Source organism: Streptomyces sp. NPDC004435, from assembly GCF_042873895.1.
Lineage (GTDB): Bacteria > Actinomycetota > Actinomycetes > Streptomycetales > Streptomycetaceae > Streptomyces.
Genome location: NZ_JBIAMB010000012.1, coordinates 60,961 through 86,123 on the forward strand (window position 1 = coordinate 60,961; position 25,163 = coordinate 86,123).

Here is a 25,163-nt window from a genome sequence, read left to right on the forward strand (position 1 = left end):
GCTCAGGCCGGGAGCGCGGCCGGGCCCGGGCGGCGGCGCAGCAGGAAGGCCGCGCCCGCGCCCGCGAGCAGTCCGAAGAGGTGGGCCGCCCAGCTGACGCCGGCCTGGGGGACCAGGCCGGCGAGCATGGTGCCGCCCCACAGGGCGGCGACCGCGAGGCCGACGGCCACCTCCAGCGGGCGCCGGTTCACGAAGCCGCGGGTCACGAGGTAGCCGAACAGGCCGAAGACGACGCCGGAGGCGCCGGCCGTGTTGCTGTACGAGGGGGAGAAGAGCCAGACCCCGAGCCCGTCGGCGACCACGATCAGCGCCACGACGCCGAGGAAGCGCCGGATCCCGCCGAGTGCGGCGAGGACGCCGAGGACCAGCAGTGGGACGCTGTTCGAGGCGACGTGGCCGAAGTCGAAGTGGAGGAAGGCGGCGGGCACGAGGTGCGCGAGCTCGGAGGTCTCGCGCGGGGTGATGCCGTACGTGTCGAGGGCGCCGCCGGTGGCGAGGTCGACCGCCTCCAGGACCCACAGCAGCGCGACCCAGCCGGCCATCAGTCCGACGGCGGCCTTCGCCCGGTCGGCCCGACTCCACTGCGGTATCCGCGAGCCGCCGCCGGTCGCGCTTCCGTTCCAGGTCATCGCAGCCCCCCTGCGCGTCGCGTGTGCCCCCTGCGGCAGACGTCGGGGGCACCTTACCGACAGCCCGTCCCGCCCCGCCGGATAGGCTCGGCGGCGTGGAGCCGAACAACAGTGAGCAGCGTCGACCCTGGGTGGTAGGGGTGTCCGGGGCGTCGGGGACGCCGTACGCCGCTTCCGTGCTCAGGGGGCTGCTGGCCGCGGGGGAGAGCGTCGATCTGGTGGTGTCGCGGGCCTCGCGGCTCACGCTGCTCGACGAGACGGGGATCGCCTTCCGGGACGCGCACTGGCGGGAGGACCTGGCGGCGTGGCTGGCGCGGGGGGCGGACGGAAAGCCCGACGCGTACGGCGGCGTGGACGTGAGCGACGTGCGGTACTGGGCGGCCGGCGACCTGGCGGCGGGGCCGTCCTCGGGGTCGTACCCGGTGAAGGGGATGCTGATCGTGCCGGCCTCGACCGCCGCGGTGGCGGGAGTGGCGCTCGGTCTGTCGAAGGACCTCTTGCAGCGGGTGGCGAGCGTGACGCTCAAGGAGCGGCGTCCGCTGGTGGTCGCGGTGCGGGAGACCCCGCTGAGCGGGCAGACGCTGAAGCAGATGGTGGCGCTGGACGAGGCGGGCGCCGTGGTGCTGCCCGCCTCTCCGGCGTTCTACGCGGGGGCGACGCACATCCAGGATCTGGTGGACTTCGTCGCGGGGCGGGTGCTCGACGCGGCAGGGGTGCCGCACGAGCTGTACCGCCGGTGGCGGGGGGAACTCGGAGGAGGAGCTCCGGGGGTTCCCCGTGCCGGTTAGCGCTTCTTCGCGGCCTTCTTGCGGGCGCGCTTCGAGGCGTCGGTGGGCTGGTGGGCACGCGAGCGGTTGGCCAGGTCCTGCAGCTCGCGCATACGGGCGTAGGCCATCTCGATCGTGTACACGGTGTTCTCACTCCTGAAAGATCGTCTTTGATCTGCTGAAAGATTCGCAGGGTGTTGGCCCTGCATGCCTTAGATTCTACACCTAAACTTGCGGTATCGCTGGACAATGGAAGGTCGTATACCTATGGACGCCGTGGACAGGCAACTCATCCAGGCCCTGCGCGAGAACGGCCGCGCCTCGTACGCCGAGCTGGGCCGGCTCGTCGGGCTCTCCGGCCCCTCCGTCACCGACCGCATCAACCGCCTGGAGGCGGCCGGAGTCATCACGGGCTACCGCGCCACCGTGGACGCCGCCTCGCTCGGTCTGGGCGTCACCGCCCTCATCGGCATCTCGCTCTCCGACGCCGCCGACCACGAGGACGTGGCCCGCCGGCTGAAGGACCTCGCCGAGATCGAGGACTGCTGGTTCATCGCCGGCGACGACTCCTTCATGCTCAAGGTCCGCGCCAACGACGTCGACGGCCTGGAGAAGACGATCCGCCGCCTCAGCGGGACCAAGGGCGTCTCCCGCACGCGCACCACGATCGTGCTCTCCACCAAGTGGGAGAACCGGGTCGGGGACCTCCCCGAGGAGGACTGACGCGGAGCGGCAATGGCGGTCCCCCCGCCCGGAGGGCGGGGGAGTACGGTGGGCGGAGCCTGATTCACGGAGATATGGGAGGCGGCCGGAGATGGACGCTGGGCTCAAGCGGGAGCTGGAGCAGAAGGTGCTCGCCGGTGAGCGGCTGAGCCGCGAGGACGGCATCGCCCTCTACGACTCCGACGACCTCGCCTGGCTCGGCGGGCTGGCCCACGAGGTCAGGACCCGCAAGAACGGCGACGTGGTCCACTTCAATGTCAACCGGCATCTGAACATGACCAACGTCTGCACCGCCTCCTGCGCCTACTGCTCCTTCCAGCGCAAGCCGGGCGAGAAGGACGCCTACACGATGCGCATCGAGGAGGCCGTCCGCCTCGCCAAGGCGATGGAGAACGAGAACCTCACCGAGCTGCACATCGTCAACGGGCTCCACCCCAACCTGCCCTGGCGGTACTACCCGCGCTCGCTCTCCGAGCTGAAGAAGGCGCTGCCGAACGTCTCGCTGAAGGCCTTCACCGCCACCGAGATCCACCACTTCGAGACGATCTCGGGGATGTCGGCCTCCGACATCCTCGACGAGCTGATCGAGGCCGGTCTGGAGTCGCTGACCGGTGGCGGCGCCGAGATCTTCGACTGGGAGGTCCGGCAGCACATCGTGGACCACCGCACCCACTGGGAGGACTGGTCCCGGATCCACCGGCTCGCGCACTCCAAGGGCCTGAAGACCCCCTCGACGATGCTGTACGGGCACATCGAGGAGCCGCGCCACCGCGTCGACCACGTGCTGCGGCTGCGGGAGCTCCAGGACGAGACCAACGGCTTCCAGGTCTTCATCCCGCTGCGCTACCAGCACGACTTCGTGGACATGCAGGACGGCAAGGTCCGCAACAAGCTCCAGGCGCGGACGACGATGGCGACCGGTGCCGAGGCCCTGAAGACCTTCGCGGTCTCCCGGCTCCTCTTCGACAACGTGCCGCACGTCAAGGTCTTCTGGGTCATGCACGGCGTCCAGACCGCCCAGCTCGCGCTCCAGCACGGCGCCGACGACATGGACGGCTCGGTGGTCGAGTACAAGATCACGCACGACGCCGACAACTACGGCACGCCGAACAAGCTCACCCGCGACGACCTGCTGGAGCTGATCCGCGACGCCGGCTTCCGGCCGGTCGAGCGGAACACCCGGTACGAGATCATCCGCGAGTACCCGGGCCCGGACGCGGACCGGCGCGAGACGCCGCAGGCGATGCGGGTCTGAGTCCCGTGGTCCCGGTCCCGTAGGGGTCCCGGTCCCGTAGGGGTCCCGGTCCTGTAGTGGTTCCGTACGACGAGGAGGCCCGGTGGGGGACGCCCCCGCCGGGCCTCCTCGCGTGCGCTCAGGTCAGCGGCAGCACCATGGTGATGTCGTCGCGGTCGTCGCCGGGGGCCACGCGGATGGCGCCGGGGACGCGGCCGACCTCCTGGTAGCCGGCCTTGGCGTAGAAGCCGTCGACGCCGGTGCCGCCGCGGACGCCGAGCCGGATGGCCTCGATCGCCTCGAAGCCGGGGGCGGTACGGGCGGTGTGCTCGACGGCCGCCATCAGGTCGCGGCCGTACCCCTTGCCCTGGTGCCTCGGGTGGACCATCACGGTGTACAGCCACACCCAGTGGGTCATCAGGCGGTGGCTGTTGAAGCTGATGAAGGCGGTGGCGGCGACCTCGCCGTCCTCGCCCCGGCCGACGACCAGCCGCTGGGTGCCCTTGGCCATGTTGGCGAAGTGCTGGATGAGGGAGGGGCGGATCTCCTCGGAGGTGACGGGCGGGACGAAACCGACGGCGCCGCCCGCGTTGGAGACGTCGGTCCAGAGGGCGAGGATCCCGTCGGTCAGGGCCTGGTCGACAGCGGGGTCGGCCTCAAAGGTAAGGGTCATAGCTCCATAGTAACTATTACCCCCGGCGAGGCTCAAGGGATTTCGGCCGCGCTCGGCCCGGCCCCGCCTCCGGCGGGTTCCCGTCGCCGTGCTTCACTGGGGGGCGCTCGTCCCGTAATGGGAAGGTTCGGAACCTCGGAACGAAAGAGTGGGTCATGCTCCGCTACTCGCTGATGCGGCTCGGCATCTTCGCCGGGTGCTTCCTCGCCCTGTGGGGCCTCGTCTACGTCGGCGCGCTGCCGCGCGGCCTCGGCGACTCCAACCTCCTGTGGGTCCTCCTCCTCTCCGTCGTCGTCTCTGCCCCCCTGAGCTTCGTCCTGCTCCGCAAGCAGCGCGACAGCATGAGCGCCGGCATCGTCGAGAAGGTCGACCGCGCCAAGGGCCGCCTCCACGACAACCGCACCCGCGAGGACGCGCTCTGAGCCGCCCCGCCGTGTAGGGACCGCGTAAGGTTCCTCACAGATCCTGCACCCCTGGTGTGAGCTTCACGGCTCCCACCAGGGGTGTTGTACGTTCCGGGCGGGGGTGTCCGGAAGTCGATCTCAAAGAACAGCTTTGAGGTTCTCAAAGTTCAAGTGTTAACGTGTCGGCCATGACGACAGCAGTGCGCCTCTCCGACGCCCCGGGCATCCCGCTCGTGGCGCGCCTGCACGTCGATCTCTGCCGCTGTATGTCCGCGGCCTGTTGTCGCGTGCTCTGATCCGGCATCATGCAGCGGCCCGCGTGAAAACGCGTGTGTGCCGCACCCCCGTCCCCGTATTCCCCGATACGTACCTGTGGAGTGCCCGTGTCCGCGTCCGCCACCGAGGCCAAGCCCTCGTCCCGGATACCGAAGTTCCCCTTCTGGGCCCAGATCGTCGCCGGTCTCGTGCTGGGCGTCCTGCTCGGCTGGATCGCCCGCAGCCAGGACGTCTCCTGGCTCAAGGAGACGCTGATCCAGGTCGGCGGCATCTTCGTCCAGCTGCTCAAGCTGGCCGTCGCGCCGCTCGTCTTCTTCGCGATCCTGGTCTCGATCACCAACCTCCGGAAGGTCAACAACGCGGCCCGCCTCGCCGCGCAGACCCTCCTCTGGTTCATGATCACCTCGCTCGTCGCCGTGGCCATCGGCATCACGATCGGCCTGCTCACCAACCCCGGCGCCGGCACCGGCCTCACCCCGGCCGACGGCAAGGCCCCCGAGGGCCAGGGCAGCTGGATCGACTTCCTCACCGGCATCATCCCGACGGACGTCATCACGCCCTTCACCGAGCTGAACGTCCTCCAGATCGTCTTCATGGCCGCCGTCGCCGGCATCGCCGCCCTCCAGCTCGGCGAGAAGGCCCAGCCGATCCTCTCCCTCTCCGAGTCGATCCTGGAGCTGCTCCAGAAGGCCCTGTGGTGGGTCATCCGCCTCGCCCCGATCGGCACCGCCGGCCTCATCGGCAAGGCGATCGTCAACTACGGCTGGGACCTGCTCGGCAAGTACGCGACCTTCACCGCCGACGTCTACATCGGCTGCGCCCTGGTCCTCTTCGGCGTCTACCCGCTGCTGCTCGCCACGGTCGCCAAGGTCAACCCGCTCCAGTTCTTCAAGGGCGCCTGGCCCGCCATCCAGCTGGCCTTCGTCTCCCGCTCCTCGGTCGGCACCATGCCGGTCACCCAGAAGGTCACCGAGCGCCTCGGCGTCCCGAAGGAGTACGCCTCCTTCGCCGTCCCGTTCGGCGCCACGACCAAGATGGACGGCTGCGCCGCGATCTACCCGGCGCTCGCCGCGATCTTCATCGCGCAGATCTTCGACGTCCAGCTGGGCATCAAGGAGTACCTGCTCATCGCCTTCGTCTCGGTGATCGGCTCGGCCGCCACCGCCGGTCTCACCGGCGCGACGGTCATGCTGACGCTGACCCTCTCCACCCTGGGCCTCCCGCTGGAGGGCGTCGGCCTCCTCATGGCGATCGACCCGATCCTCGACATGATCCGGACCGCCACCAACGTCGCCGGCCAGGCGCTGGTCCCGGTGATCGTCTCCGCCCGCGAGAAGATCCTCGACCTCACCGCGTACGAGAACGCCTCGGCGTCCCCGATCGACGGCCCCGAGGACACCCGCGAGGCCGCCCCGGAGAAGGCGGTCGCGACCGCGGCCTGACCCCTCCCGGTACACCGCCGTGCCCCTCGCCCCCGTCCGGGCGGGGGGCACGTAGGCTTTTCGCGGGCGAAACAGTGGATCTCGGAAGCGGGGCGGACAGAGGCGTGGCGGGGACCAGGAGACTGCCGCGGGCCGTGCGGGAGCGCCAGATGATGGACGCCGCCGTGGCGTGCTTCGCCCGGCAGGGGTACCAGGCGGCGTCGATGGACGAGATCGCCGAGCTGGCCGGGGTGTCGAAGCCGCTGGTGTACCTGTACCTGAACTCCAAGGAAGACCTCTTCACCGCGTGCATCCGGCGGGAGGCCCAGGCGCTGCTCGCGGCGGTCGCCGAGGTCGTGGCCGACGCGTCGGCGCCGCCTGACGAGCGGCTGTGGGCGGGACTGCTCGCCTTCTTCGGGCACGCCGCCGACCATCCGGACGCCTGGGCGGTGCTCAGCCGGCACGCGCGGACGCAGGGCGAGCCGTTCGCGACCGAGGCGGCGCGGATGCGGGAGGAGATCGCCGACTTCGTGACCGGCCTGATCGGGGAGGCGGCGCGGGAGGCCCGGGGGCCGGTCGTCATCGGTGAGCGGGACGTGGCCGCCCTGGCGCAGGCCCTGGTGGGGTCGGCGGAGTCCCTGGCGACCTGGGCCAACGAGACGTCCGGGGTGACGGCGCGGGAGGCGGCGGCCACGCTGATGAACTTCGCCTGGTCCGGACTCGGGAACCTCATGAAAAACGAACGCTGGTCTCCCCGTTGAGCCTTACCGCACAGTAAGGTTACCCGCCGGTCATGCTTGCCGGCCCTCCGTGGCTCCGCATGCCCGACGCACCTCCGCACTTCCGCACCTCTGCGCGGCCGCACCTCCGTATGCCCGACGCACCTCCGCACGGCCGCACTTCCGCTCCACGACGTACGAATCTCGTCCAGCGCGCAGACCGAGGAGCCGCCCGTGCCGACCGACCTCGCCCTCATCCGCGTCGACGGCCGGGTGCGGGAGGTGTCCGCCCCGGCCCTCGTGCCCCGGGTGGACCGCGGCTCGCTCGCCGACCTCCCGTACGACAACGCCCGCCAGGCCCCCGACGACGTCGTCTTCTCCCGGAAGGACGAGGAGGGCGGCTGGCGCGACGTCACCGCCGCCCGCTTCGCCGCCGAGGTGCACGCCGTCGCCAAGGGGCTGATCGCCCACGGGCTGCGCCCCGGCGACCGGCTCGCGCTGATGGCCCGGACGACCTACGAGTGGACGCTCCTCGACTTCGCCGCCTGGGCCGCCGGGCTCGTCACCGTCCCCGTCTACCCCACCTCCTCCGCCTTCCAGACCCGCTGGATCCTCCAGGACTCCGGCGCCGTCGCTTGCGTCGTCGAGGACGCCGGGCAGGCGCGCACGGTCTCCGCCGAGCGCCGCCAACTGCCCGGCCTCACCCACCTGTGGGTCCTCGACGCCGGGGCGGTGGAGCAGCTGCGGAAGGCGGGGGCGCGGGTGCCGGACGAGACGGTGACCGCCCGGCGGGGGCTGCTCACCCCGGACGCGCTCGCCACCCTCGTCTACACCTCCGGCACCACCGGCCGGCCCAAGGGCTGCGCCCTCACCCACGCCAACTTCTTCGCCGAGGTCGACAACGCGGTGAAGCTCCTCCACCCGGTCTTCGCCCCCGAGGGCGCCGAGCCGCCGTCCACCCTGCTCTTCCTGCCGCTCTCGCACGTCTTCGGGCGGATGGTGGCGATCGGCTGCGTCCGGGCGCGGGTCCGGGTCGGGCACGCGCCGTCGGTGGAGGGCGACGCGCTCCTCGACGACCTGGCCTCCTTCCGGCCCACCTTCCTCCTGGCCATCCCCTTCGTGATGGAGAAGGTCTACAACCGTGCCCGGGCCACCGCCGAACGGGCCGGGAAGGGCGCCGCCTTCGACCGGGCCGCCCGCGCCGCCCGCCGCTTCGGGCAGAGCGAGGAGCCCTCGCTGTCGGTGCGGGCCGCGCGCGCCCTGTACGACCCGCTGGTCTACCGGCGGATCCGGGCGGCGCTGGGCGGGCGGGTGCGGTACGTGATCTGCGGCGGTTCGCCGCTGGGGGTGCGGCTCGCGGAGTTCTTCCGGGGCGCGGGGGTCGAGGTCTTCGAGGGGTACGGCCTGACGGAGACCACGGCGGCGTCGACGGTCACCCCGCCGCTCGCGCCGCGCACCGGCACGGTGGGGCTGCCGCTGCCCGGCACGGGGGTGCGGATCGCGGCCGACGGGGAGGTGTGGCTGCGCGGGGCGCACGTCTTCGCCGGCTACTGGGACGCGCAGCGCGGCTCGGCCGTGCCGTACACGGACGGGGGCTGGTTCCCCACGGGGGACCTCGGCTCGCTCGACGAGGACGGCTACCTCACCATCACCGGCCGCAAGAAGGACCTCCTGATCACCTCGGCGGGCAAGAACGTGGCACCGGCGCCGCTGGAGGACTGGCTGCGGGCCCATCCGCTGGTCGCCCAGTGCATGGTGGTCGGCGACAACCGGCCGTACGTCTCCGCGCTGATCACCCTGGACCACGAGGGGCTCGCCCACTGGCGGCGGATGCGTCAGAAGGACCATCTGGCGCTGTGGGAGCTGACCCGGGACGAGGAGCTGCTCGCGGTGGTGCGCAAGGCGGTGGACGACGCGAACCGGCTGGTCTCGCGGGCCGAGTCGATCCGCGCCTTCCGCGTGCTGACCACCGAGTTCTCCGAGACCTCGGGGCACCTCACGCCGTCGCTGAAGCTGCGGCGGCGCGCGGTGCTGCGGGACTTCGCGCGGGAGATCGAGGAGATGTACGGGCCGGAGCACGCGGAGGAGTACGAGTGAGGGGCGCCGGGCCGTGCCGTCCGGCACCCCGGCTCCCGCACCGCTCTCCCCCCTCCCTCTCCACGGTGCGCCCTCAGGGCCAGAGCAGCTCCCTGGCCCAGCCGGCGGGGGCGGCGGGGTCGCGGCGGTAGCGGAGGCGGAGGTGGCGGCGGCGGGCGTCGCCCTGGAAGAACTCGACCTCGGCCGGTTCGACGACGTAGAGGGTCCAGGTGGGGGCGTCGGCGTCCGGCTCGGCCTCGGCGCGGCGCCAGGCCGCGGCGCTCGCCTCCGCGAGGGTCTCCGGGGAGTCGAGGAGTTCGCTCTGGCGGCCGGTGAGGGCGGCGGCGAGGGCCCCGGTGGTGCGGGCGTGCAGGTCCGCGTACGCCTCCTCGTGGCTCGCGGTGGTGACGCGGCCCCGGATCCGGACCTGGCGCCCCTGGACCGGCCAGTAGAAGCCGAGCGCGGCCTCGGGGCGGGCGGCGAGCTGGCGCCCCTTGGCGCTGGTCGCGTGCGTGGCGAAGTGCCAGCCGCGGGCGTCGGCGTCGTGCAGCATCACGGTCCGCACGTCGGGCCGCCCGTCCTCGCCGGCGGTGGCGAGCGACAGCGTGTGCGGCTCGGTCTGGCCGGCGGCCACGGCGGCCAGGAACCACGTGTGGAAGAGGGGGAGCGGTTCGGCCGGCGCGGTGTCCGGGTCGAACGCGGGCAGCTCGGTGCCCCAGACGCGCAGCGAGCGCAGGGCGTGGTGGAAGTCGCTCATGGGGCGAGGGTAGGACGGGCGGCCGGACACGCGGTCGGCGGGCCCTCGGGCCCGGCGGGGGCGGTGAGCGCGTCGGGAGGGCGCCGGAGCCGCGGGTCCTCCGGGGGCCGCTGAGCGCGCTGGGGGGCGGACCGCTGCCGGGGGCGAGGGGCGGGGCCGGGCGGGCTTCCCGCAACACCCTTCAGTCGCGGCCCAGGACGACCGTGCCCGAGGAGCAGAACCAGCCGCCGGTGCCGGAGGCCAGGGCCAGGCGGGGGAGGGAGCCGTCGGGGCGGCGGACCTGGAGGCCGGGGGCCTCGCCGCGGAGCTGGCGGACGGCTTCGACGAGGAGGAAGAGGCCGCGCATGCCGGGGTGGCAGGCGGAGAGGCCGCCGCCGTCGGTGTTGACCGGCACGGCGTCCTTCTCGGCGAAGTAGGCCCCGCCCTCGCCCTTGGGGCAGAAGCCGAGGTCCTCCAGGGTCACCAGGGTCATGTAGGTGAAGGCGTCGTAGAGCTCGGCGACGTCGATGTCGGCGGGGGTGACGCCGGCGCGTTCCAGGGCGAGGCGGCCGCCGACGGCGGCGGGGGAGACGGTGAAGTCCTCCCACTCGGACATGGTGGTGTGCGAGACGTGGGTGCCGGTGCCGAGGACCCAGACGGGGGCCTTCGCGGTGTCGGGGACGTACTCCTCGGCGACCAGGAGCACCGCGCAGCCTCCGTCGCTGCGGATGCAGCAGTGCAGCTTGGTGAAGGGGTCGGCGATCATCGGGCCGGAGAGGACGTCGTCGGTGGTGACCGGCTCCCGGAACATGGCCTCGGGGTTGCGGGAGGCGTGGGCGCGGGCCCGTACGGCGACCTCCGCGAGCTGCTCCGGGGTGGTGCCGTACCGGTGCATGTGGCGGCGGGCGGCCATCGCGTACTTGGCGACGAGGGTGTGCCCGTAGGGGACCTCGAACTGGAGCGGGCCGCGCGCGCCGAAGGAGAGGTTCGAGGTGCGGCGGCGGGCCTTGATGTCGGCGCGGGCGGTGGAGCCGTACACCAGCAGCACCGCGTTGGCGTGGCCGGCGGCGATGGCGTCGGCGGCGTGGGCGGCCATGACCTCCCAGGTGGCGCCGCCGACGGCGGTGGAGTCCACCCAGGTGGGGCGCAGGCCCAGGTACTCGGCGACCTCGACGGGGGCGAGCGTGCCGAGTCCCGCGGAGGCGAGTCCGTCGACGAGGGAGCGGTCCAGGCCGCTGTCGGCGAGGGCGCGGCGCGCGGCCTGGGCGTGCAGGGCGTACGGGGTGGCCTCGTCGACCCGGCCGCAGTCGGAGAGCGCGACGCCGGCGACGGCGACCCGGCGGCGGCCGGGGGGAGCGGTGCGCGTGGAAGCGGTCATGAATCTGACGGTACATCAGATCGGTCCGATCGGAGCCCGCGTCGCTCTGGGCAACCGTCCCTTCTCCGCCCTAGCATGACGCACCGTCAGATACGGAGGGAGCCTCATGGACACCGCCGAAGGCGCGGACCCCGCCGCGCTCACCGAGGAACAGCGGGAGATCCGCCGCACGCTGCGGGACCTGCTCGACCAGCACACCGGCCCCCCGGCCGACACCACCGCCCCCCAGGGGTACGACCCCGCCCTCTGGGCCCGCATGGCGGGCGAACTCGGCCTCACCCGCCTCGCCCTCCCCGAGGAGTACGGCGGCACCGGCCGCGGCACCCCGGAACTCGCCCTCGCCTGCGAGGAGACCGGCCGCGCCCTCGCCCCCTCCCCGCTCCTCGCCACCAGCGTCCTCACCGCCCCCCTCGTCGCCGCCCTCGGCACCCCCGGGCAACGCGCCGAGCTGCTGCCCCGCATCGCCGACTCCACCCTCACCTGCGCGCTCGCCGTCCCCGGCGGCTCCCTCGGCCACGCCCTCGGGCTCACCGGCGACAACACCACCGGCGCCTGGTCCGGCGACGGCCGCGCCGGCGGCGTCCAGGCCCGCCCCGCCCCCGACGGCGGCGACGGCTGGCTCCTGTACGGCGAGGCCGAACAGGTCCTCGACGGACACAGCGCCGGACTCCTCCTCGTCGCCGCCCACACCGGCGGCTTCGCCCGCAGCCGTACGCTCCTCTACCTCGTCCGCCCCGACGACGCCGGACCCGGACTCGTCCGCACCCGCCGCGCCGGCCTCGACCCCACCCGCTCCCCGGCCCGCGTCCAGCTCCGCGACGTCCCCGCCGCCCTCCTCGGCGAGGACCCCGCCGACCCCGCCGACATCACCCGCGCCCTCGCCGCCGCCGGCCGCACCGCCGCCGTCCTCCTCGCCGCCGAGGCCGTCGGAGCCGCCCGCGGCGCCCTGGAACGCACCCGCGGACACCTGCGCACCGGCGCCACCGACGACGCCCGGCCGAGCGCCCGGTACCGCCTCGCCGACCTGTACGTCCAGGTCGAGGCCGCCCGGACGCTCACCTACTGCGCCGCCCGCGAACCCGGGCCCGGCCCCGAGAGCGGCCCCCTCGCCCTCGCCCAGGCCCTCGAAGCCCTCCGCGCCGCCGCGGGCGAATCCGTACCCGCCTACGACGCCCACCCCTACTTCCGCCGCGCCGCAGCCGACGAGCTGCTCTTCGGGCCCGCCGGCCGCCTCCGCGCCCGCGCGGCCGAACGCACCGGACTCCTCGGAGAGGCGGCCGCCTGATGCGCATCGGAGTGAAACTCGTCCAGAAGGTCTCCTCCACCCGGACCTTCGCCCGCGTCGCCCCCCACGTCATCCCCGCCCTCGACAAGGCCGTCCACCGGCTCAGCGGGGGAAAGACGCTGCTCAGCACCCAGATGCTGCCCGGCGTCGTCCTCACCGCGAAGGGCGCGAGAACCGGACGGGAGCGCACCACACCACTCGCCTGCATGCCGGAGCCCGACCGGGGGACCTGGCTGCTCATCGGCTCCAACTTCGGGCGCCCCGGCCACCCCGCCTGGACGGCCAACCTGCTCGCCCACCCGGAGGTCCGGATCAGCTGGAAGGGGGAGTCGATCCCCGTACGGGCCGAACGGCTGACGGGGGACGAGCGGGCCGCCGCCTGGGAGGCCGCCCTCGCCTTCTGGCCGCCCTACGCCTCCTACCAGGCCAGGATCGACCGGGAGATCCGGCTCTTCCGCCTGACCCGCAGGTGATACGGACCCGGTCCCGCGCCGGACGGCGCACACCGGAGCGCGCCGCCGCCCGCACACGGCATCGGGCGCTCGGGCCCGGACACGGCGCCGCCCGCACACGGCATCGGGTGATCCGGCCCCGGACACGGCGACGCCGACGGCGGTCGCGCCCCGCGAGGGGCGGCGGCCGGCGTCGGCGGCGACGACAGGACGGGTGAAGGAGAGGGCTCCGGCCGGGTCCGGCCGGGAGGTCCGAGGGCTATCTGACCGGCTTCTTGCCGGTGATGCCCAGATGCACCAACAGGGCGAGGTTCGGCTTGAGTTCGGCCTGCTTCACGCCCCAGGTGGTGAAGCCCTTCTGGTGGCCGGCGACCGAGGCCAGCATCGCCACGAGCGAGCCCGCCATCGCGGCCGCGCTGACCTCCTTGTCGACCTTGCCCTTGGCCTGGAGCTCCTTCACCGCGTCCGTCAGGGAGTTGGTGACCGAGTTCAGGATCTTCATGCGGATCTTGTAGAACCGCTTGTCGCCCTCCGCGGCGCCGAGGTCCACCACGCGCAGGATGGCGTCGTGCTTCCGCCAGAAGTCGAGGAAGCCGTCGACGAGTTCCTCGGAGGTCTGCCAGGCCGCCTTGCCGACCCAGGAACGGCCGGAGACCAGCTCGGTCAACCCGGCGCCCTCCTTCGCCATTTCCTCCGCGAGCTCCAGGACGGCGCCTTCGACGTCCGGGAAGTACTGATAGAACGTCGCGGGTGAAGTACCCGCCTTCCGGGCCACGTCGATCACCTTGACGTCCCGGTACGGCGAGGAGCTGAGCATCTCACCGAGGCAGTCGAGCAGCTTCTGCCGCGTCGCCTGGCCGCGTCGTCCGGCCACGCGGCCGTCGACGGTGCGTACTTGTCCTGTCATGCCGTCAGCTTACCGAGGGGGGATCAGCGCGCGATTCGGCCGACTGCAAATGGGGTGCACCCCGTTCCCCGAGGTCGGCAGGGGTGTCCTCGGCGCGTCGCGGGAGCGGGATCGCGCCAGGCGCCCGGGCCCGCTCCACCCCGACCCCCTTATGCACAGCCTGTGGGCAACTTCCGTGGACAACCCCACCGCCCCCACCCCACTCGGCATCACCCGGCCCCGCCCCGGACGGCGCACACCGGAGCGCGCCGCCGCCCCCGCCGCCCTAGCGTGGAGTCATGGCCGTATACACAGAGGGCACCCCCTGCTGGGTGGACGCGCAGCTCCCGGACCTGGAGGCGGGCAAGCGCTTCTACGGCGAGCTCTTCGGCTGGACCTTCGACGACGACCGCGACGAGGCCCTGCTCGCCGGGCGCCGGGTCGCCGGGCTCCTCCCCAAGCGGGACGGCCGCATGCCCACCACCTGGACCGTCTACCTCGCCACCAAGGACGCCGGCACCGTCGCCGCCCGGGTCAAGGCCGCCGGCGGGCAGATGGTCATGGAGCCGTACCCCGTCGGCCCGTTCGGCGTCCTCGCCCTCGCCGCCGACCCCGGCGGCGCCGTCGTCGGCCTGCGCCAGTCCGGCGAGGACGACGGCTTCGAGGTGATCAACGAACCCGGCTCCTTCTGCTGGATGGAGGTGTACACCCGCCGCCCCGAGCCCGTGGACACCTTCTACGCCTCCGTCTTCGGCTGGCTCGGCCGCCAGGCCGACCCCGCGGAGGAGGGCAAGGAACCGGGCTTCGACTACCGCGTCTGGTCCCCGCCCGGCTCCCGCCCCGACGACGACACCGCCTTCGGAGGCCGGGCCGTCATCACCGACGCCTTCCCCGCCGAGATGCCCGGCCACGTCCTCGTCTACTTCGCCGTCCACGACTGCGACGAGGCGTGCGCCATCACCGTCCGCCTCGGCGGCCGGGTCGCCGAGCCCCCCGTCGACACCCCCTACGGCCGGATCGCCGTCCTCCACGACAACCAGGGCGCCCGCTTCGCCGTCCTCGCCGAACCCGTCCCCACCGACCCCCTCCTCTCCACCCCCGAGCCCGCCGCCCTCTCCACCGACACCGTCCCCCTGAGCGTCCCGGCACCCCCGGGTTCCACCCTCTCGGAGCCCTCCTCGGACAGGTGAGCCTTCCGCTCCACATCTCCTGTGACACCCCGATCCGCCCCCGGGTTCGCAACCAGGGCTCCGGACAGGAAGAATCAGGGGCCCGGGCCGTACCGTCATGGCCCGTACGGGGAGGTGGCAGGCAAGTGGAACAGCTGACGCAGCACGACCCGAGACGCATCGGGCCCTTCGAGGTGCTGGGCCGGCTCGGCGCGGGCGGCATGGGGCTGGTCTATCTCGCGCGCTCGGCGTCCGGCCGGCGGGTGGCGATCAAGACCGTGCGTACGGAGCTCGCTGAGGACCAGCTGTTCCGGGTCCGCTTCACCCGGGAGGTCGAGGCCGCCCGGGCGGTGTCCGGGTTCTACACGGCCGCCGTCGTCGACGCCGACCCGCGCGCGGCCGTGCCGTGGCTGGCGACCGCGTACGTCCCGGCGCCCTCGCTGGAAGAGATAGTGAACGAGTGCGGGCCGCTGCCGGCCCAGGCCGTCCGCTGGCTCGCCGCCGGAGTCGCCGAGGCCCTCCAGTCCATCCACGGCGCCGGTCTCGTCCACCGCGACCTCAAGCCGTCCAACGTCCTCGTCGTCGAGGACGGCCCCCGGGTGATCGACTTCGGCATCGCGTCCGGTGTCTCCAACACGCGGCTGACGATGACCAACGTCGCCGTGGGCACCCCGGCCTACATGTCGCCCGAGCAGGCCCGCGACTCGCGCAGCGTCACCGGCGCCAGCGACGTCTTCTCGCTCGGCTCCATGCTGGTGTTCGCCGCGACCGGGCACGCGCCCTTCCACGGCGCCAACCCGGTGGAGACCGTCTTCATGCTGCTCCGCGACGGGCCGGACCTGGAGGGCCTGCCGGACGAGCTGCGGCCGCTCATCGACGCGTGCATGGAGATGGACGTGGCGCAGCGGCCCACGCCCGCCGACCTCCAGGCGATGCTCGCCCCGCACCTCTTCGGTCCCGGCAGCGACGACAGCGGCACCGCCTCCGCGTGGCTGCCGGAGAGCGCCGTCACCATGATCGAGACCCGGCGCGGCGGCCGGCCGACCCCGCCGCCGGTCACCCCGCCGCCCATGCCGCCGCGCCCGCCCGTCCCGTACGACCCGCGCGACCCGGAGCCCGCCCACGCGGGCGGCCGGCACGCGGGGCCGGCGGAGGAGTCCGGCGGGCCGGTGCGGCTCGGCGGCGCCACCGTGCCGATCGGTCCCGGCCCCCGGGTCGCCGACACCCGCGCGGCCCTCGCCCTCGGTCAGGCGTCCGACCCGCACGCCACCGGCTGGGTCCGCCCGCCCGGCGGCGAGCCCGCGCCCGCGCCCGTACCGTCACAGGCGCAGGCGCAGCCGCAGGGCCCGTCGCAGGCGGCGCCCGAGCCCGGTCCGTGGCGGCCGTGGCGGTTCCGCATGTCGAACGACGTGTGGGGGACGCCGGTCGTCGACGGCGACCTGCTCTACGTGACCTCCTTCGAGGTGCACGCGCTGGACACCGGCTCCGGCCGGCGCCAGTTCAAGACCCGGGACGTCGCCTGGTCGATGACCGTGGCGCAGGGCCGTATCCACGCCTCCGACGGGCCGACGCTGTACGCGCTGGACGCCGCCGACGGCAGCGAGCGCTGGCGGCTGCGCAGCGACGCCTGGGTGTACTCCCTCCAGGTGGACCGGGGCACCGTCGTCACCGGCACCCGGGGCGGCGGCGTGCAGGGCTGGGAGGCGTCCAACGGCGCCAAGCTGTGGGAGATCTCCGGCTGTCAGACGGACTTCGAGACCCCGGAGGCGGGTCCGGCCGTGCACGGCGACACCGTGTACGTGTGGCGGGACGCCCGGCTCCAGGCCCTCGACGCCCGGACGGGCACCGAGCGCTGGTCGTACCCGATCGGTGACGCCGCCTCCTGCGGGCACGTGCCGGTCCGGGTCGCCCCGGCCGAGGACGGCTGCGTGTACGTGTCCGCGGGCACCCGGGTCCTGTCGGTCGACATCGCCGGCGGGCACGTCCGCTGGCACTTCGAGGCGCCCGCCGTCTTCCTCTCGCCGCCCGTCTTCGCGCCCGGCCCGGCCGTGACCGGCGGCGGCGTGTACCTCGCCGACCACCTCGGCACGGTGTACGCCCTCGACGCCACCACGGGCCAGGACCGCTGGCGGATCGCGACCGAGCAGCGCCAGTCGTCCGAGCCGGTGCTCGTCGCGGACGGCAACGTGCACGTCGGCAGCGGCAGCGCGCTGTACACCCTGGACGCGGTCACCGGCACCCCGCGGTGGCGGTTCGCGGCCGGCGGCGAGCTGGTCGGCACCCCCGTAGTGGCGGACGGGCGGGTCCACTTCGGCTCCGCCGACCACGTCCTCTACACCCTGGACGCGACCGGCGGGCAGCTGCGCTGGAAGCTCGCCACGGGTGGCGAGATCACCGGATCGCCGGTGGTGAGGGGCGGGGTCGTGTACGCGTGCAGCAAGGACCGCTGTGTGTACGCGCTGGACGCGGCGAAGGGCACGGCCACCGGCCGGGGCAGGCCGTAGGGCCGGCTAGTACCGGGGGCGGTCGTCCCGGTCGCGCGGTGGCTCGACGGGGACGTCGAAGTGGCCGGGGGCGGCGTACGGCATCGAGCGGGTCTCGGTGTCGTACGGCTGCTGTCCGGCCAGGGGCTGGCCGTCCTGGGGCGGGCCGTCGGGCGGGGGGCCGTCGAGCGTCGGGTGCGTGGGCGGCGGCGCGGCGGGGACCAGGCGGTGGCTCTTCGGGCGGCCGGACATGACGAGGGCGCCGAGCAGGAGCAGCACCCCGCCGCCGAAGGCGTTGGCGACGCCGTCGCCGAGGCCGCGTCCGTCCCCGGAGACCACCAGGCTGCCCTCGGCCTGTCCGACCCGGACCATCCACAGGACCGTGAAGCCGAGCACGACGAGGCCGGCGACGGCGACGAGCAGCCGGGAGCGCAGCACCACGCCGAGGACGGTGACGAGGGCGGCGAAGGCGAACGGCAGCAGGATCGAGCCGACGACCCCGGACCCGGTGTCGGTGATGCCGGTGAAGAGGTCCCCGATCGGATAGTCGCTGCCGTGACGGCCGTCGTACCAGGCACGGAAGGGGCTCCAGACGGCGGCCGTCGCTCCGGCGAGGGCCAGGACCGAGCCGACGACGTTGCGGATCATCGATCGGCCTCCTCGGGGGGCTTTCGCGGTCCGGCTCTCTCGCTGTCGACGCTACGCCCGGTGGCGTGGACCCGCCATGCGGGCTGAGGGGCCCCGCTAGGGTGTGGCGCGCACACGACGGACCGGACGGGGAGACGGTGACGGTGGTACGGACCCGATTGAAGATGGCGGCCACGCTCACGGTGGTGGTGCTGGCGCTGACGGGCTTCCAGACGAGCTCCGGAGGCAAGGGCGGCAGTAGCGGCAAGAGCAAGAGCAAGAGCGGGGGCGGCTGCTCCAGCGACAAGAAGGACAACGACGACTACCAGGGCTCCGGTTCGAGCGGAGGTTACGGTGGAACCGGCGGCGACAGCGGATCCGGCACTGGTGACAGCGGATCCGGTGGCGAGTACACGCCGGAGCCGACGGTCACCGCCACCGCCACGGACGGCCTCGGTGTCGACGCCGTCGTCGTCGACTGCGTGAAGCCCGCGCAGAAGAAGCGCAAGGGGAAGCCCGCCCGCAAGGCGGACACCACGGCGACGCTGCGGATCGTCAACGAGGGGCCGTACAGCACCACCGACACCTATCGGGTGACCCTGGAGTTCAGGAGCGGCGCCGGTTCGGTCGTGGACACGGCGGAGACGGTCGTGACGGTCGGGAGCGGGCAGCGGAAGGACTTCGAGGTGAGGATGGCGAAGCCCCGGCTCGTCGACAAGGTGAAGAAGTGCGTGATCCGCGAGGCCCTCGAGATCGACGACCCGCCTATCGCGTCCGGTACCCCGTAGCCCTCCCCGTGAACAGCTCCGCCTGCCGCTCCGCCGGCAGGTTGCCGAGGGTGACCAGGTGCGGGGCCTGGGCGAGCGCCTGGGACCTGACGGCCTCCTTGGCGGTCCACAGGGCCCGTACGGTGCCCTGGACGGCGGCGGTCGGGCAGGCGGCGATGACGGCCGCCGCCTCCCGCGCCGCGGCCAGCGCGCCGCCCGCCGCCGTCACCTCGCTGACCAGGCCCGTCTCGTACGCCCGCCGGGCGGAGACCCGCTCGGCGGAGCCCATGAGGGCCATCCGGGCGACCTCGCCGAACGGCATCCGCTGCGCCATGTGGATGGTCTCGAAGGCGCTGACCATGCCGTAGGTGGTGTGCGGGTCGAAGAAGGCCGCGGTCTCGCCGGCGATCAGGAACTCGGCCTCGCCGAGCAGGTAGAAGGCCCCTCCGCAGGCCATCCCCTCGACGGCGGCGATCACCGGTTTCCACAGGTCGTTGGCCTTGGGGCCGATCGTGAGCAGCGGGTCGTCGATCGTGTACGGGGAGGAGGGCTGCGGCACCCGTCCGGCGTCGTCGCGGTCGATGCCGGTGCAGAAGGCGCGTCCGCCGGCGCCGGTGAGGACGATCGCCCGGACGTCGTCCTCGTACCGGAACGCCCGCCAGATCTCGCCGAGTTCGCGCGCCATGGCGAGGGTGATCGCGTTGAGCCGCTCGGGCCGGTCGAGGGTGACGACGGCGACGCCGGTCTCCTTGTCGCGCGCCACGGAGATCCCGGGGGCGCTCACCCGCGCTCCAGGATCCAGCGGGGGACGGCGACGCCGTCGATCTCGGTGAAGGCGACGCGGACGGGGGCGCCGATGCGGAGCCGGGCGGGGTCGACGGAGTCGAGGCGGGCGCCGGGTTCGGCGACGACGTTGCCGGCGAGGCGGATGCGGGGGGCGTCGGCGAGCTCGACGAGGACGGCGTTGTAGGGGGCCTGTTCGGCGTAGTCGGGCAGGAGCGGCGGGTGCGGGAGCACGTACGACCAGATCCGGCCGCGTCCGGACATGAGCCGCCAGTCGGTGGCGAAGGACTGGCAGTGGGGGCAGCAGGGGCGGGGCGGGAAGCGCGGCTCGCCGCACTCCGGCTCGGCGCACGCCTGGATCCTGAGTTCGCCGCGGGCGGTGAACTCCCAGAAGGGGGCGCCGTCTTCGTCGATGACGGGGTTCAGCACGGGGACCAGCTCCTCGGGTCAGGCGCGCAGCAGGAGGGCGGAGGTGGGGACGCATTCGCCCGCGGTGACGAGGCAGGTGGCGGCGTTCGGGACCTGGGCGGTGGAGGTGCCGCGGAGCTGCTTCACACCCTCGGTGATGAGGTTGAAGCCGTGGACGTAGCCCTCGGAGAGGCCGCCGCCGCCGGTGTTGAGGGGGAGCCGGCCGCCGAGTTCGAGGGCGCCGCCCTCGGTGAAGGCGGCGCCCTCGCCGCGGCCGCAGAAGCCGTACCCCTCCAGGGAGAGCGGGACGAGGGGGGTGAAGGCGTCGTAGATCTGGGCGACGTCGACGTCCTGGGGGCCGAAGTCGGCGGTCTTCCACAGGTGGCGGGCGGCGGTCCGGGCGGGGCCGGAGAGCGGGTCGTCGTTCCAGTAGTTGACCATGCCGTGGTGCTGGGCGGGCAGGCCCTGGGCGGCGGAGTGGACGTAGACGGGCTTCCGGCGGCAGTCGCGGGCGCGTTCGGCGGAGACGACGACGCAGGCGAGGGCGCCGTCGGTCTCCAGGCAGTTGTCGAAGAGGCAGAGGGGTTCGCTGATCCAGCGGGAGGTCATGTACATCTCCCGGGTCAGCGGGCGCTCGTACATGATCGCGTCGGGGTTCTGGTTGGCGCGGTTGCGGCAGGCGAGGGCGACGTTGAAGAGGTGGTCGCGGGTGGCGCCGTACTCGTGCATGTAGCGGCGGGCGAGCATGCCGATCTCGTCGGCGGGGCGGAGCAGCCCGTAGGGGCGGGTCCACTGGCCGGGGGTGGGCAGCTGGACGGCGGTGTTCTTCCAGGGGCGGGGGCCCGAGCCGCGTTTGCGGGAGCGCCAGGCGACGCCGACGCTCGCCTGGCCCGTGGCGATCGCGGCGGCGAGGTGTCCGACGGTGGCGCAGGAGCCGCCGCCGCCGTAGCCGACCTTGGAGAAGAAGGTGACGTCGCCGGCGCCGATGGCCTTGGCGACCTCGACCTCGTCGGTCTCCTCCATGGTGTAGGAGGCGAAGGCGTCGACCTCGGACGGGGCGATGCCGGCGTCGTCGAGGGCGGCGAGGATCGCCCGGCAGGCGAGTGCCCTCTCGGTCTCGGGGAGCTGTTTCGCGAAGGCTGTCTGGCCTATGCCGACGATGGCGGTGGCGTCCTTGAGCACCGGACCTCCTCATGGGGCAGCACTGCTGACAGCGCGTCAGGCTACAACTAATCTGACGGATAGTCAGCTACGGTGTGGCACCGGAACGGTGGAGGCATCAGATGCGCGGTGACCTGGAGTGGGGCACGATCCCGGGACTCGTCCGGACGGCGGGGGAGCGGTACGGCGAGCGGGAGGCGGTCGCCGACGGGCGCACCCGGGTCTCCTACGCCGAACTCGCCGCCCGCGTCGAGCGGTCCGCCGCGGGCTGTCTGGCCGCCGGGGTGCGGGCCGGGGACCGGGTCGCGATCTGGGCCCCCAATAGCCTCGACTGGATCGTCGCCGCCCTCGGCGCCGTCACCGCCGGCGCCGTCCTCGTCCCGCTCAACACCCGCTTCAAGGGCACCGAGGCCGCCGACGTCCTCGTCCGCTCCCGGGCCCGGCTCCTCTTCGTCACCGGCACCTTCCTCGGCACCTCGTACGTCGCCTCGCTGCGCCGTGCCGGGGTCCCCCTGCCCGACCTGGAGCGGGTGGTCGTCCTCGGCGACACCGCGCCCGACGAGGCCGAGTGGACCACCTGGAAGGCGTTCCTCGCCGAGGGCGACCGGATCCCCGCCGCCCGCGTCCGGGCCCGGGCCGACACCGTCGACCCCGACAGCCCCTCCGACATCGTCTACACCTCCGGTACCACCGGCCGCCCCAAGGGCGCTGTCATCAGCCACGCCCAGACCCTGCGCTGCTTCGAGGAGTGGGCCGCGCTCGCCGGCCTCGCGGAGGGCGACCGGTACCTGGTGGTGAACCCCTTCTTCCACACCTTCGGCTACAAGGCGGGCGTCCTCGCCTGCCTGATGCGCGGCGCGGTGATCGTGCCGCAGCCCGTCTTCACCGTCGACACCGTCCTCGCCAACATCGCCGCCGAGCGGATCAGCGTGCTCCCCGGCCCGCCCACCCTCCACCAGTCCCTCCTGGACCACCCGGCCCGCGCCGCCCACGACCTCTCCAGCCTCCGCCTGGTCGTCACCGGCGCCGCCGTCGTCCCGCTGCTGCTCGTCGAGCGCCTCCGCTCCGAGCTGGGCATCGGCACCGTCCTCACGGCGTACGGCCTCTCCGAGGCGAGCGGCCTCGTCACCATGTGCCGCCGCGACGACCCCGACGAGACGATCGCCACCACCTCCGGGCGGGCCGTCGCCGGTACCGAGGTCCGGATCTCCGGTGCGGGCGAGGTGCTGGTGAGGGGGCACAACGTGATGCGCGGCTACTTCGAGGACGAGGAGGCGACGGCCGCGGCGATCGACGCGGACGGCTGGCTGCGCACCGGCGACATCGGCGTCCTCGACGAGGCCGGGAACCTGCGGATCACCGACCGGCTGAAGGACATGTTCATCGTCGGCGGCTTCAACGCCTACCCCGCCGAGATCGAGCAGCTCCTGGGCCTCCACCCGGACATCGCCGACGTCGCCGTCGTCGGCGTCCCCGACCCCCGGCTCGGCGAGGTCGGCAAGGCGTTCGCGGTGCGGCGGCCGGGCGCACGGGTCACCGCCGACGACCTGATCGCCTGGTCACGGCGGGAGATGGCGAACTACAAGGTGCCCCGGCAGGTCGAGTTCGTGACCGAACTGCCCAGGAACGCGAGCGGGAAGGTGGTCAAGGGGGAGCTGAGGAAGCGGGGCTGACGCGGGGGCGACGCGGGGTGGCGCCGGGCGGCGCGGGCGGCAACCCGTCCGGCCTTCCGGAGGATTGGAATCCGTTTATGGAAATGAAGGGGGAGCGGCAACCGGACTGCGGCGTGTGCACGTCATACGGGCGCACCCCACCTCCCCCTCCCTCCGAACCGAGGAGCACCCGGTGTCCATGCAGGAGTTCCCGCTCACCCTCACCCCCCAGCAGGCCGCCACCGGCGTCGTCATCCCGGTCACCCTGCCCGGCAGCGTCGGCGGCCCGACCCGGCTGCACGTCCCGCCCTGCCGCCACGGCGACGTCATCCCCGTCCCGTTCGCGGGCACGACCGTCCTCCTCCGCATCACCGTCGCCGCCGGCCAGACCCCGCGGCAGCGGAGGTCCGGCGTCGCCGGCTGCCTCGTCCCGCTCCTCGTCATCGGCGCGATCGTCGGCGGCTCGTACCTGCTCGGCGCCAACGACAAGGACGAACCGGCCGACTCCCGGCCCACCATCCCCACCTTCTCCGTCTCGCCCTTCCCCAGCCTCGATCTCGGCCTCCCCACCGACCCCGCCGCCACCCCCACGGAGGAGGAGCCCGACCCGTACGAGAAGGGCACCTGCCTCAACGGCACCCTCCCGGACTCGGAGACCGCCCAGTCCGTCAGCGGCGTCGAGGAGGTCTCCTGCTCGGCATCCGACGCCCACTACAAGGTCATCCAGACCTTCCCCTTCACCTCCGACATGGACCGGTGCAACGCCAACCCCAAGACCCAGTACGCCTTCTCGCACCGCTACACGATGAACGGCACGACGATCAGCGAGTACGTCTACTGCCTGGTCGGCCTCGGCTCGTACGCGCGCGGCTAGCGCCCTCGTACGAGCCGAGGCCGGCGGGCGTCACCGCGTGCGGCGGAGGAGGACGATCCCGGCCTCCTCCCGCACCACCCGCCACCCCGGATCCGCCGCCGCCTCCCGCAGGGCGCCGTCCACCGCGCCCGCGGGGAAGCCGTCGAGCCGGTCCGCGACCAGCCACTCCACCGCCGGATCCCGGTCGAGCAGACCCGGCGCCGCGAGCCGCACCACCGCCCGGTCCGTGAGATGCGGGGCGAGCGTGTTGCTCGCCGCCACCCGCACCCCGTCCGGCACCAGCCCCACCGCCGCCCGCGCCGCCGCCTCGCGCGGACTCTCCCGCCAGAAGCCCGGCGTGGCGAGCTGGGCGGTGGGCTGGAGCGGCAGCAGCAGGAGCGCCACCCCCACCGGGACGAGCAGCGCAGCCCCCGCCCCACGCGGCACCGGCAGCCCCGCCCCGCGCGGCACCGGCAGCCCCGCCCCGCGCCGCACCGGCAGCCCCGCCCCGCGCCGCACCGCGTCCACCAGCGCCGCGAACGCCACCGGCACCAGCACCGCCGAGTAGTGCAGCCCCGGCTCCCAGTGCGACGGCACCGACGAGGTGAACCGCCACGCCAGCGTCGGCAGCAGCAGCCACGCCAGCGGACTGCGCACCACCAGGCCGCCCGTGACGGCCAGCAGCGCGAGGACCGTCAGCACCTTCACGGACCAGCCGTCCAGGAAGCCGTACGCGCCCCCCACCTGCTCCGCGTACAGATACCGCCCGTCCGGCGCGAACCCCGGGACCACCACCTTCACCACCAGCGCCGCCGCCAGCACCGACCCGCCGGCCAGCAGCCACCCCGCCCGCCAGGCGCGCCGCTCCCGCCGGTCCCGCCGGCCCCGCGCCCGGTGCGCGATCAGCAGCCCGAACACCGCCGATGTCGCCCCCAGGTCCTCCTTCACGAGCAGCAGCGCCGCCGCCCACCAGGCCGCTGCCCGCAGCCGACCGTCCAGATACGCCCGGCAGGCCAGCGCCAGGGGCGGCAGCGCGAACGCCACCTCGTGGAAGTCGAAGCCGATCAGCGCCTGCGTCCCCCAGGCCAGCCCGCACGCCACCCCGACCAGCGGGCCCGCCGACGGCCGCCCCGGCAGCTGCCGCTGCGCCGTCCGCCCCGTCACGTACACGGCCACCGCGACCAGCGCCGCCTGCGCCACCAGCAGCACCTCCACGTGCGGCACCAGCCGGTACACCGGCCCCAGCAGCGCGAGCACCGGATGGAAGTGGTCCCCGAGCAGCGGCAGCGCCTCCCCCTCGAAACCCGCCGGGGCCGTCGCCGTCCGTATCTCCGACGCGGGCAGCCGCCCCTCCGCCCAGGACCGCACCGCCTGCCCGAAGATCCCCAGGTCGTATCCGGTCGTCCGGAAGCGGGCGTGGTGGCGCAACGCGAACGCGCAGTGCAGGACGAAGAGGACGGCGGCGACGAGCGCGGGCCCCGTCCTGGACGGGGCGGCCGGCCGGAGGGGCGCGGGCGCCTCGGGAGCGGTGATCACGAACATGGGAGGCAGCCTCGGCGGGCACCCCTGAAGCCCCCCTGAAGCTCCCTGAGCAAACCCTC

At 73.5% G+C, this 25,163-nt stretch carries 25 protein-coding genes; 14 read left to right on the plus strand and 11 right to left on the minus strand.

Features of this window, described 5'->3' with window-relative positions:
• Nucleotides 1-2 precede the first annotated feature (2 nt).
• Entirely contained in the window at nt 3-629 is a 627-nt protein-coding gene (locus ACFYT9_RS22270; protein ID WP_389166417.1) for a rhomboid family intramembrane serine protease, read from the minus strand.
• A 95-nt stretch (nt 630-724) separates the two neighbouring features.
• Here ACFYT9_RS22270 and ACFYT9_RS22275 point away from each other — a divergent pair, with 95 nt between their 5' ends.
• On the plus strand, nt 725-1,417 hold the full coding sequence (locus ACFYT9_RS22275; RefSeq protein ID WP_376603591.1) for a UbiX family flavin prenyltransferase: 693 nt from the start codon (nt 725-727) through the stop codon (nt 1,415-1,417).
• On the opposite strand, the gene ACFYT9_RS22280 is transcribed toward ACFYT9_RS22275, so the two are convergent.
• Nucleotides 1,414-1,539, minus strand: coding sequence for a hypothetical protein (locus tag ACFYT9_RS22280; RefSeq protein WP_360313107.1), 126 nt, complete (start codon nt 1,537-1,539; stop codon nt 1,414-1,416). The two genes, ACFYT9_RS22275 and ACFYT9_RS22280, sit on opposite strands and share 4 nt — an antisense overlap.
• 124 nt (nt 1,540-1,663) lie before the next feature.
• On the opposite strand from ACFYT9_RS22280, the gene ACFYT9_RS22285 reads away from it, so the two are divergent.
• Together ACFYT9_RS22285 and mqnE are read left to right on the plus strand one after the other, a co-directional pair.
• Nucleotides 1,664-2,119, plus strand: coding sequence for an Lrp/AsnC family transcriptional regulator (locus ACFYT9_RS22285; RefSeq protein WP_365717696.1), 456 nt, complete (start codon nt 1,664-1,666; stop codon nt 2,117-2,119).
• 91 nt (nt 2,120-2,210) lie between these two features.
• On the plus strand, nt 2,211-3,374 hold the full coding sequence (gene mqnE / locus ACFYT9_RS22290; protein WP_389166420.1) for an aminofutalosine synthase MqnE: 1,164 nt from the start codon (nt 2,211-2,213) through the stop codon (nt 3,372-3,374).
• A 118-nt stretch (nt 3,375-3,492) separates the two neighbouring features.
• On the opposite strand, the gene ACFYT9_RS22295 is transcribed toward mqnE, so the two are convergent.
• Entirely contained in the window at nt 3,493-4,026 is a 534-nt protein-coding gene (locus tag ACFYT9_RS22295; RefSeq protein ID WP_389166423.1) for a GNAT family N-acetyltransferase, read from the minus strand.
• Nucleotides 4,027-4,181: 155 nt separating this feature from the next.
• Between ACFYT9_RS22295 and ACFYT9_RS22300 the strand changes: the two genes are divergently transcribed.
• The 4 genes from ACFYT9_RS22300 (at nt 4,182) to ACFYT9_RS22315 (ending at nt 8,943) form a co-directional block, all read left to right on the plus strand.
• Nucleotides 4,182-4,448 carry a DUF4229 domain-containing protein gene (locus tag ACFYT9_RS22300; RefSeq protein WP_387273408.1) on the plus strand — a complete coding sequence of 89 codons (267 nt, stop codon included), beginning with the start codon at nt 4,182-4,184 and terminating at the stop codon, nt 4,446-4,448.
• 365 nt (nt 4,449-4,813) lie between these two features.
• The gene (locus ACFYT9_RS22305; protein ID WP_389166426.1) at nt 4,814-6,148 is read left to right on the plus strand and encodes a dicarboxylate/amino acid:cation symporter; all 1,335 of its coding nucleotides are present in this window, start codon (nt 4,814-4,816) and stop codon (nt 6,146-6,148) included.
• A gap of 122 nt (nt 6,149-6,270) precedes the next feature.
• Nucleotides 6,271-6,888 carry a TetR/AcrR family transcriptional regulator gene (locus ACFYT9_RS22310; RefSeq protein ID WP_376601424.1) on the plus strand — a complete coding sequence of 206 codons (618 nt, stop codon included), beginning with the start codon at nt 6,271-6,273 and terminating at the stop codon, nt 6,886-6,888.
• Between the two features lie 192 nt (nt 6,889-7,080).
• The gene (locus ACFYT9_RS22315; RefSeq protein WP_389166429.1) at nt 7,081-8,943 is read left to right on the plus strand and encodes an AMP-dependent synthetase/ligase; all 1,863 of its coding nucleotides are present in this window, start codon (nt 7,081-7,083) and stop codon (nt 8,941-8,943) included.
• Between the two features lie 73 nt (nt 8,944-9,016).
• Here ACFYT9_RS22315 and ACFYT9_RS22320 read toward each other — a convergent pair whose 3' ends face one another.
• Nucleotides 9,017-9,679, minus strand: a complete 663-nt coding sequence (locus ACFYT9_RS22320; protein ID WP_389166432.1) for a pyridoxal 5'-phosphate synthase — start codon at nt 9,677-9,679, stop codon at nt 9,017-9,019.
• A 181-nt stretch (nt 9,680-9,860) separates the two neighbouring features.
• Nucleotides 9,861-11,036: an acetyl-CoA acetyltransferase gene (locus ACFYT9_RS22325; RefSeq protein WP_389166435.1), complete on the minus strand. Its 1,176-nt coding sequence runs from the start codon at nt 11,034-11,036 to the stop codon at nt 9,861-9,863.
• Nucleotides 11,037-11,142: 106 nt separating this feature from the next.
• On the opposite strand from ACFYT9_RS22325, the gene ACFYT9_RS22330 reads away from it, so the two are divergent.
• Nucleotides 11,143-12,321 carry an acyl-CoA dehydrogenase family protein gene (locus tag ACFYT9_RS22330; protein ID WP_387273420.1) on the plus strand — a complete coding sequence of 393 codons (1,179 nt, stop codon included), beginning with the start codon at nt 11,143-11,145 and terminating at the stop codon, nt 12,319-12,321.
• Entirely contained in the window at nt 12,321-12,794 is a 474-nt protein-coding gene (locus tag ACFYT9_RS22335) for a nitroreductase/quinone reductase family protein (protein WP_389166438.1), read from the plus strand. The genes ACFYT9_RS22330 and ACFYT9_RS22335 overlap by 1 nt, the downstream gene beginning before the upstream one ends.
• A 238-nt stretch (nt 12,795-13,032) precedes the next feature.
• Here the strand turns inward: ACFYT9_RS22335 and ACFYT9_RS22340 are convergent, their stop codons facing one another.
• Nucleotides 13,033-13,680, minus strand: a complete 648-nt coding sequence (locus ACFYT9_RS22340; protein ID WP_360313073.1) for a TetR family transcriptional regulator — start codon at nt 13,678-13,680, stop codon at nt 13,033-13,035.
• 278 nt (nt 13,681-13,958) lie between these two features.
• Between ACFYT9_RS22340 and ACFYT9_RS22345 the strand changes: the two genes are divergently transcribed.
• Nucleotides 13,959-14,849: a VOC family protein gene (locus ACFYT9_RS22345; protein ID WP_376603179.1), complete on the plus strand. Its 891-nt coding sequence runs from the start codon at nt 13,959-13,961 to the stop codon at nt 14,847-14,849.
• 125 nt (nt 14,850-14,974) lie between these two features.
• Nucleotides 14,975-17,332, plus strand: coding sequence for a PQQ-binding-like beta-propeller repeat protein (locus tag ACFYT9_RS22350; protein WP_387278309.1), 2,358 nt, complete (start codon nt 14,975-14,977; stop codon nt 17,330-17,332).
• A 6-nt stretch (nt 17,333-17,338) separates the two neighbouring features.
• Here ACFYT9_RS22350 and ACFYT9_RS22355 read toward each other — a convergent pair whose 3' ends face one another.
• A complete protein-coding gene (locus ACFYT9_RS22355) occupies nt 17,339-17,959 on the minus strand; it encodes a hypothetical protein (protein ID WP_387278310.1) in 621 nt (206 codons plus the stop codon).
• A 164-nt stretch (nt 17,960-18,123) separates the two neighbouring features.
• Here ACFYT9_RS22355 and ACFYT9_RS22360 point away from each other — a divergent pair, with 164 nt between their 5' ends.
• Nucleotides 18,124-18,726, plus strand: coding sequence for a hypothetical protein (locus ACFYT9_RS22360; protein WP_389166443.1), 603 nt, complete (start codon nt 18,124-18,126; stop codon nt 18,724-18,726).
• On the opposite strand, the gene ACFYT9_RS22365 is transcribed toward ACFYT9_RS22360, so the two are convergent.
• The 3 genes from ACFYT9_RS22365 to ACFYT9_RS22375 are packed head-to-tail and all read right to left on the minus strand — an operon-like array spanning nt 18,704 to nt 21,078.
• A complete protein-coding gene (locus ACFYT9_RS22365) occupies nt 18,704-19,489 on the minus strand; it encodes an enoyl-CoA hydratase/isomerase family protein (RefSeq protein ID WP_387278314.1) in 786 nt (261 codons plus the stop codon). The two genes, ACFYT9_RS22360 and ACFYT9_RS22365, sit on opposite strands and share 23 nt — an antisense overlap.
• Nucleotides 19,486-19,917 (minus strand): Zn-ribbon domain-containing OB-fold protein, encoded by a 432-nt coding sequence (locus ACFYT9_RS22370; RefSeq protein ID WP_389166446.1) that lies wholly within the window; start codon nt 19,915-19,917, stop codon nt 19,486-19,488. Before ACFYT9_RS22370 ends, ACFYT9_RS22365 begins: the two co-directional genes overlap by 4 nt.
• Before the next feature lie 18 nt (nt 19,918-19,935).
• Nucleotides 19,936-21,078 (minus strand): lipid-transfer protein, encoded by a 1,143-nt coding sequence (locus ACFYT9_RS22375; RefSeq protein WP_389166449.1) that lies wholly within the window; start codon nt 21,076-21,078, stop codon nt 19,936-19,938.
• 101 nt (nt 21,079-21,179) lie between these two features.
• Here ACFYT9_RS22375 and ACFYT9_RS22380 point away from each other — a divergent pair, with 101 nt between their 5' ends.
• Together ACFYT9_RS22380 and ACFYT9_RS22385 are read left to right on the plus strand one after the other, a co-directional pair.
• Nucleotides 21,180-22,730 carry a FadD3 family acyl-CoA ligase gene (locus ACFYT9_RS22380; RefSeq protein WP_389166452.1) on the plus strand — a complete coding sequence of 517 codons (1,551 nt, stop codon included), beginning with the start codon at nt 21,180-21,182 and terminating at the stop codon, nt 22,728-22,730.
• A 178-nt stretch (nt 22,731-22,908) separates the two neighbouring features.
• A complete protein-coding gene (locus tag ACFYT9_RS22385; RefSeq protein WP_389166755.1) occupies nt 22,909-23,583 on the plus strand; it encodes a hypothetical protein in 675 nt (224 codons plus the stop codon).
• Between the two features lie 30 nt (nt 23,584-23,613).
• Here the strand turns inward: ACFYT9_RS22385 and ACFYT9_RS22390 are convergent, their stop codons facing one another.
• The gene (locus ACFYT9_RS22390; RefSeq protein WP_389166455.1) at nt 23,614-25,104 is read right to left on the minus strand and encodes a DUF2079 domain-containing protein; all 1,491 of its coding nucleotides are present in this window, start codon (nt 25,102-25,104) and stop codon (nt 23,614-23,616) included.
• Between the last annotated feature and the right edge of the window lie 59 nt (nt 25,105-25,163).

Bases quoted from the DNA above. Each gene is read 5' to 3' on its own strand.
- ACFYT9_RS22270 (WP_389166417.1), bottom strand. From the start codon at position 629: ATGACCTGGAACGGAAGCGCGACCGGCGGCGGCTCGCGGATACCGCAG.
- ACFYT9_RS22285 (WP_365717696.1), top strand. From the start codon at position 1,664: ATGGACGCCGTGGACAGGCAACTCATCCAGGCCCTGCGCGAGAACGGC.
- mqnE (WP_389166420.1), top strand. From the start codon at position 2,211: ATGGACGCTGGGCTCAAGCGGGAGCTGGAGCAGAAGGTGCTCGCCGGT.
- ACFYT9_RS22295 (WP_389166423.1), bottom strand. From the start codon at position 4,026: ATGACCCTTACCTTTGAGGCCGACCCCGCTGTCGACCAGGCCCTGACC.
- ACFYT9_RS22300 (WP_387273408.1), top strand. From the start codon at position 4,182: ATGCTCCGCTACTCGCTGATGCGGCTCGGCATCTTCGCCGGGTGCTTC.
- ACFYT9_RS22320 (WP_389166432.1), bottom strand. From the start codon at position 9,679: ATGAGCGACTTCCACCACGCCCTGCGCTCGCTGCGCGTCTGGGGCACC.
- ACFYT9_RS22325 (WP_389166435.1), bottom strand. From the start codon at position 11,036: ATGACCGCTTCCACGCGCACCGCTCCCCCCGGCCGCCGCCGGGTCGCC.
- ACFYT9_RS22330 (WP_387273420.1), top strand. From the start codon at position 11,143: ATGGACACCGCCGAAGGCGCGGACCCCGCCGCGCTCACCGAGGAACAG.
- ACFYT9_RS22335 (WP_389166438.1), top strand. From the start codon at position 12,321: ATGCGCATCGGAGTGAAACTCGTCCAGAAGGTCTCCTCCACCCGGACC.
- ACFYT9_RS22340 (WP_360313073.1), bottom strand. From the start codon at position 13,680: ATGACAGGACAAGTACGCACCGTCGACGGCCGCGTGGCCGGACGACGC.
- ACFYT9_RS22345 (WP_376603179.1), top strand. From the start codon at position 13,959: ATGGCCGTATACACAGAGGGCACCCCCTGCTGGGTGGACGCGCAGCTC.
- ACFYT9_RS22355 (WP_387278310.1), bottom strand. From the start codon at position 17,959: ATGATCCGCAACGTCGTCGGCTCGGTCCTGGCCCTCGCCGGAGCGACG.
- ACFYT9_RS22360 (WP_389166443.1), top strand. From the start codon at position 18,124: ATGGCGGCCACGCTCACGGTGGTGGTGCTGGCGCTGACGGGCTTCCAG.
- ACFYT9_RS22380 (WP_389166452.1), top strand. From the start codon at position 21,180: ATGCGCGGTGACCTGGAGTGGGGCACGATCCCGGGACTCGTCCGGACG.
- ACFYT9_RS22385 (WP_389166755.1), top strand. From the start codon at position 22,909: ATGCAGGAGTTCCCGCTCACCCTCACCCCCCAGCAGGCCGCCACCGGC.
- ACFYT9_RS22390 (WP_389166455.1), bottom strand. From the start codon at position 25,104: ATGTTCGTGATCACCGCTCCCGAGGCGCCCGCGCCCCTCCGGCCGGCC.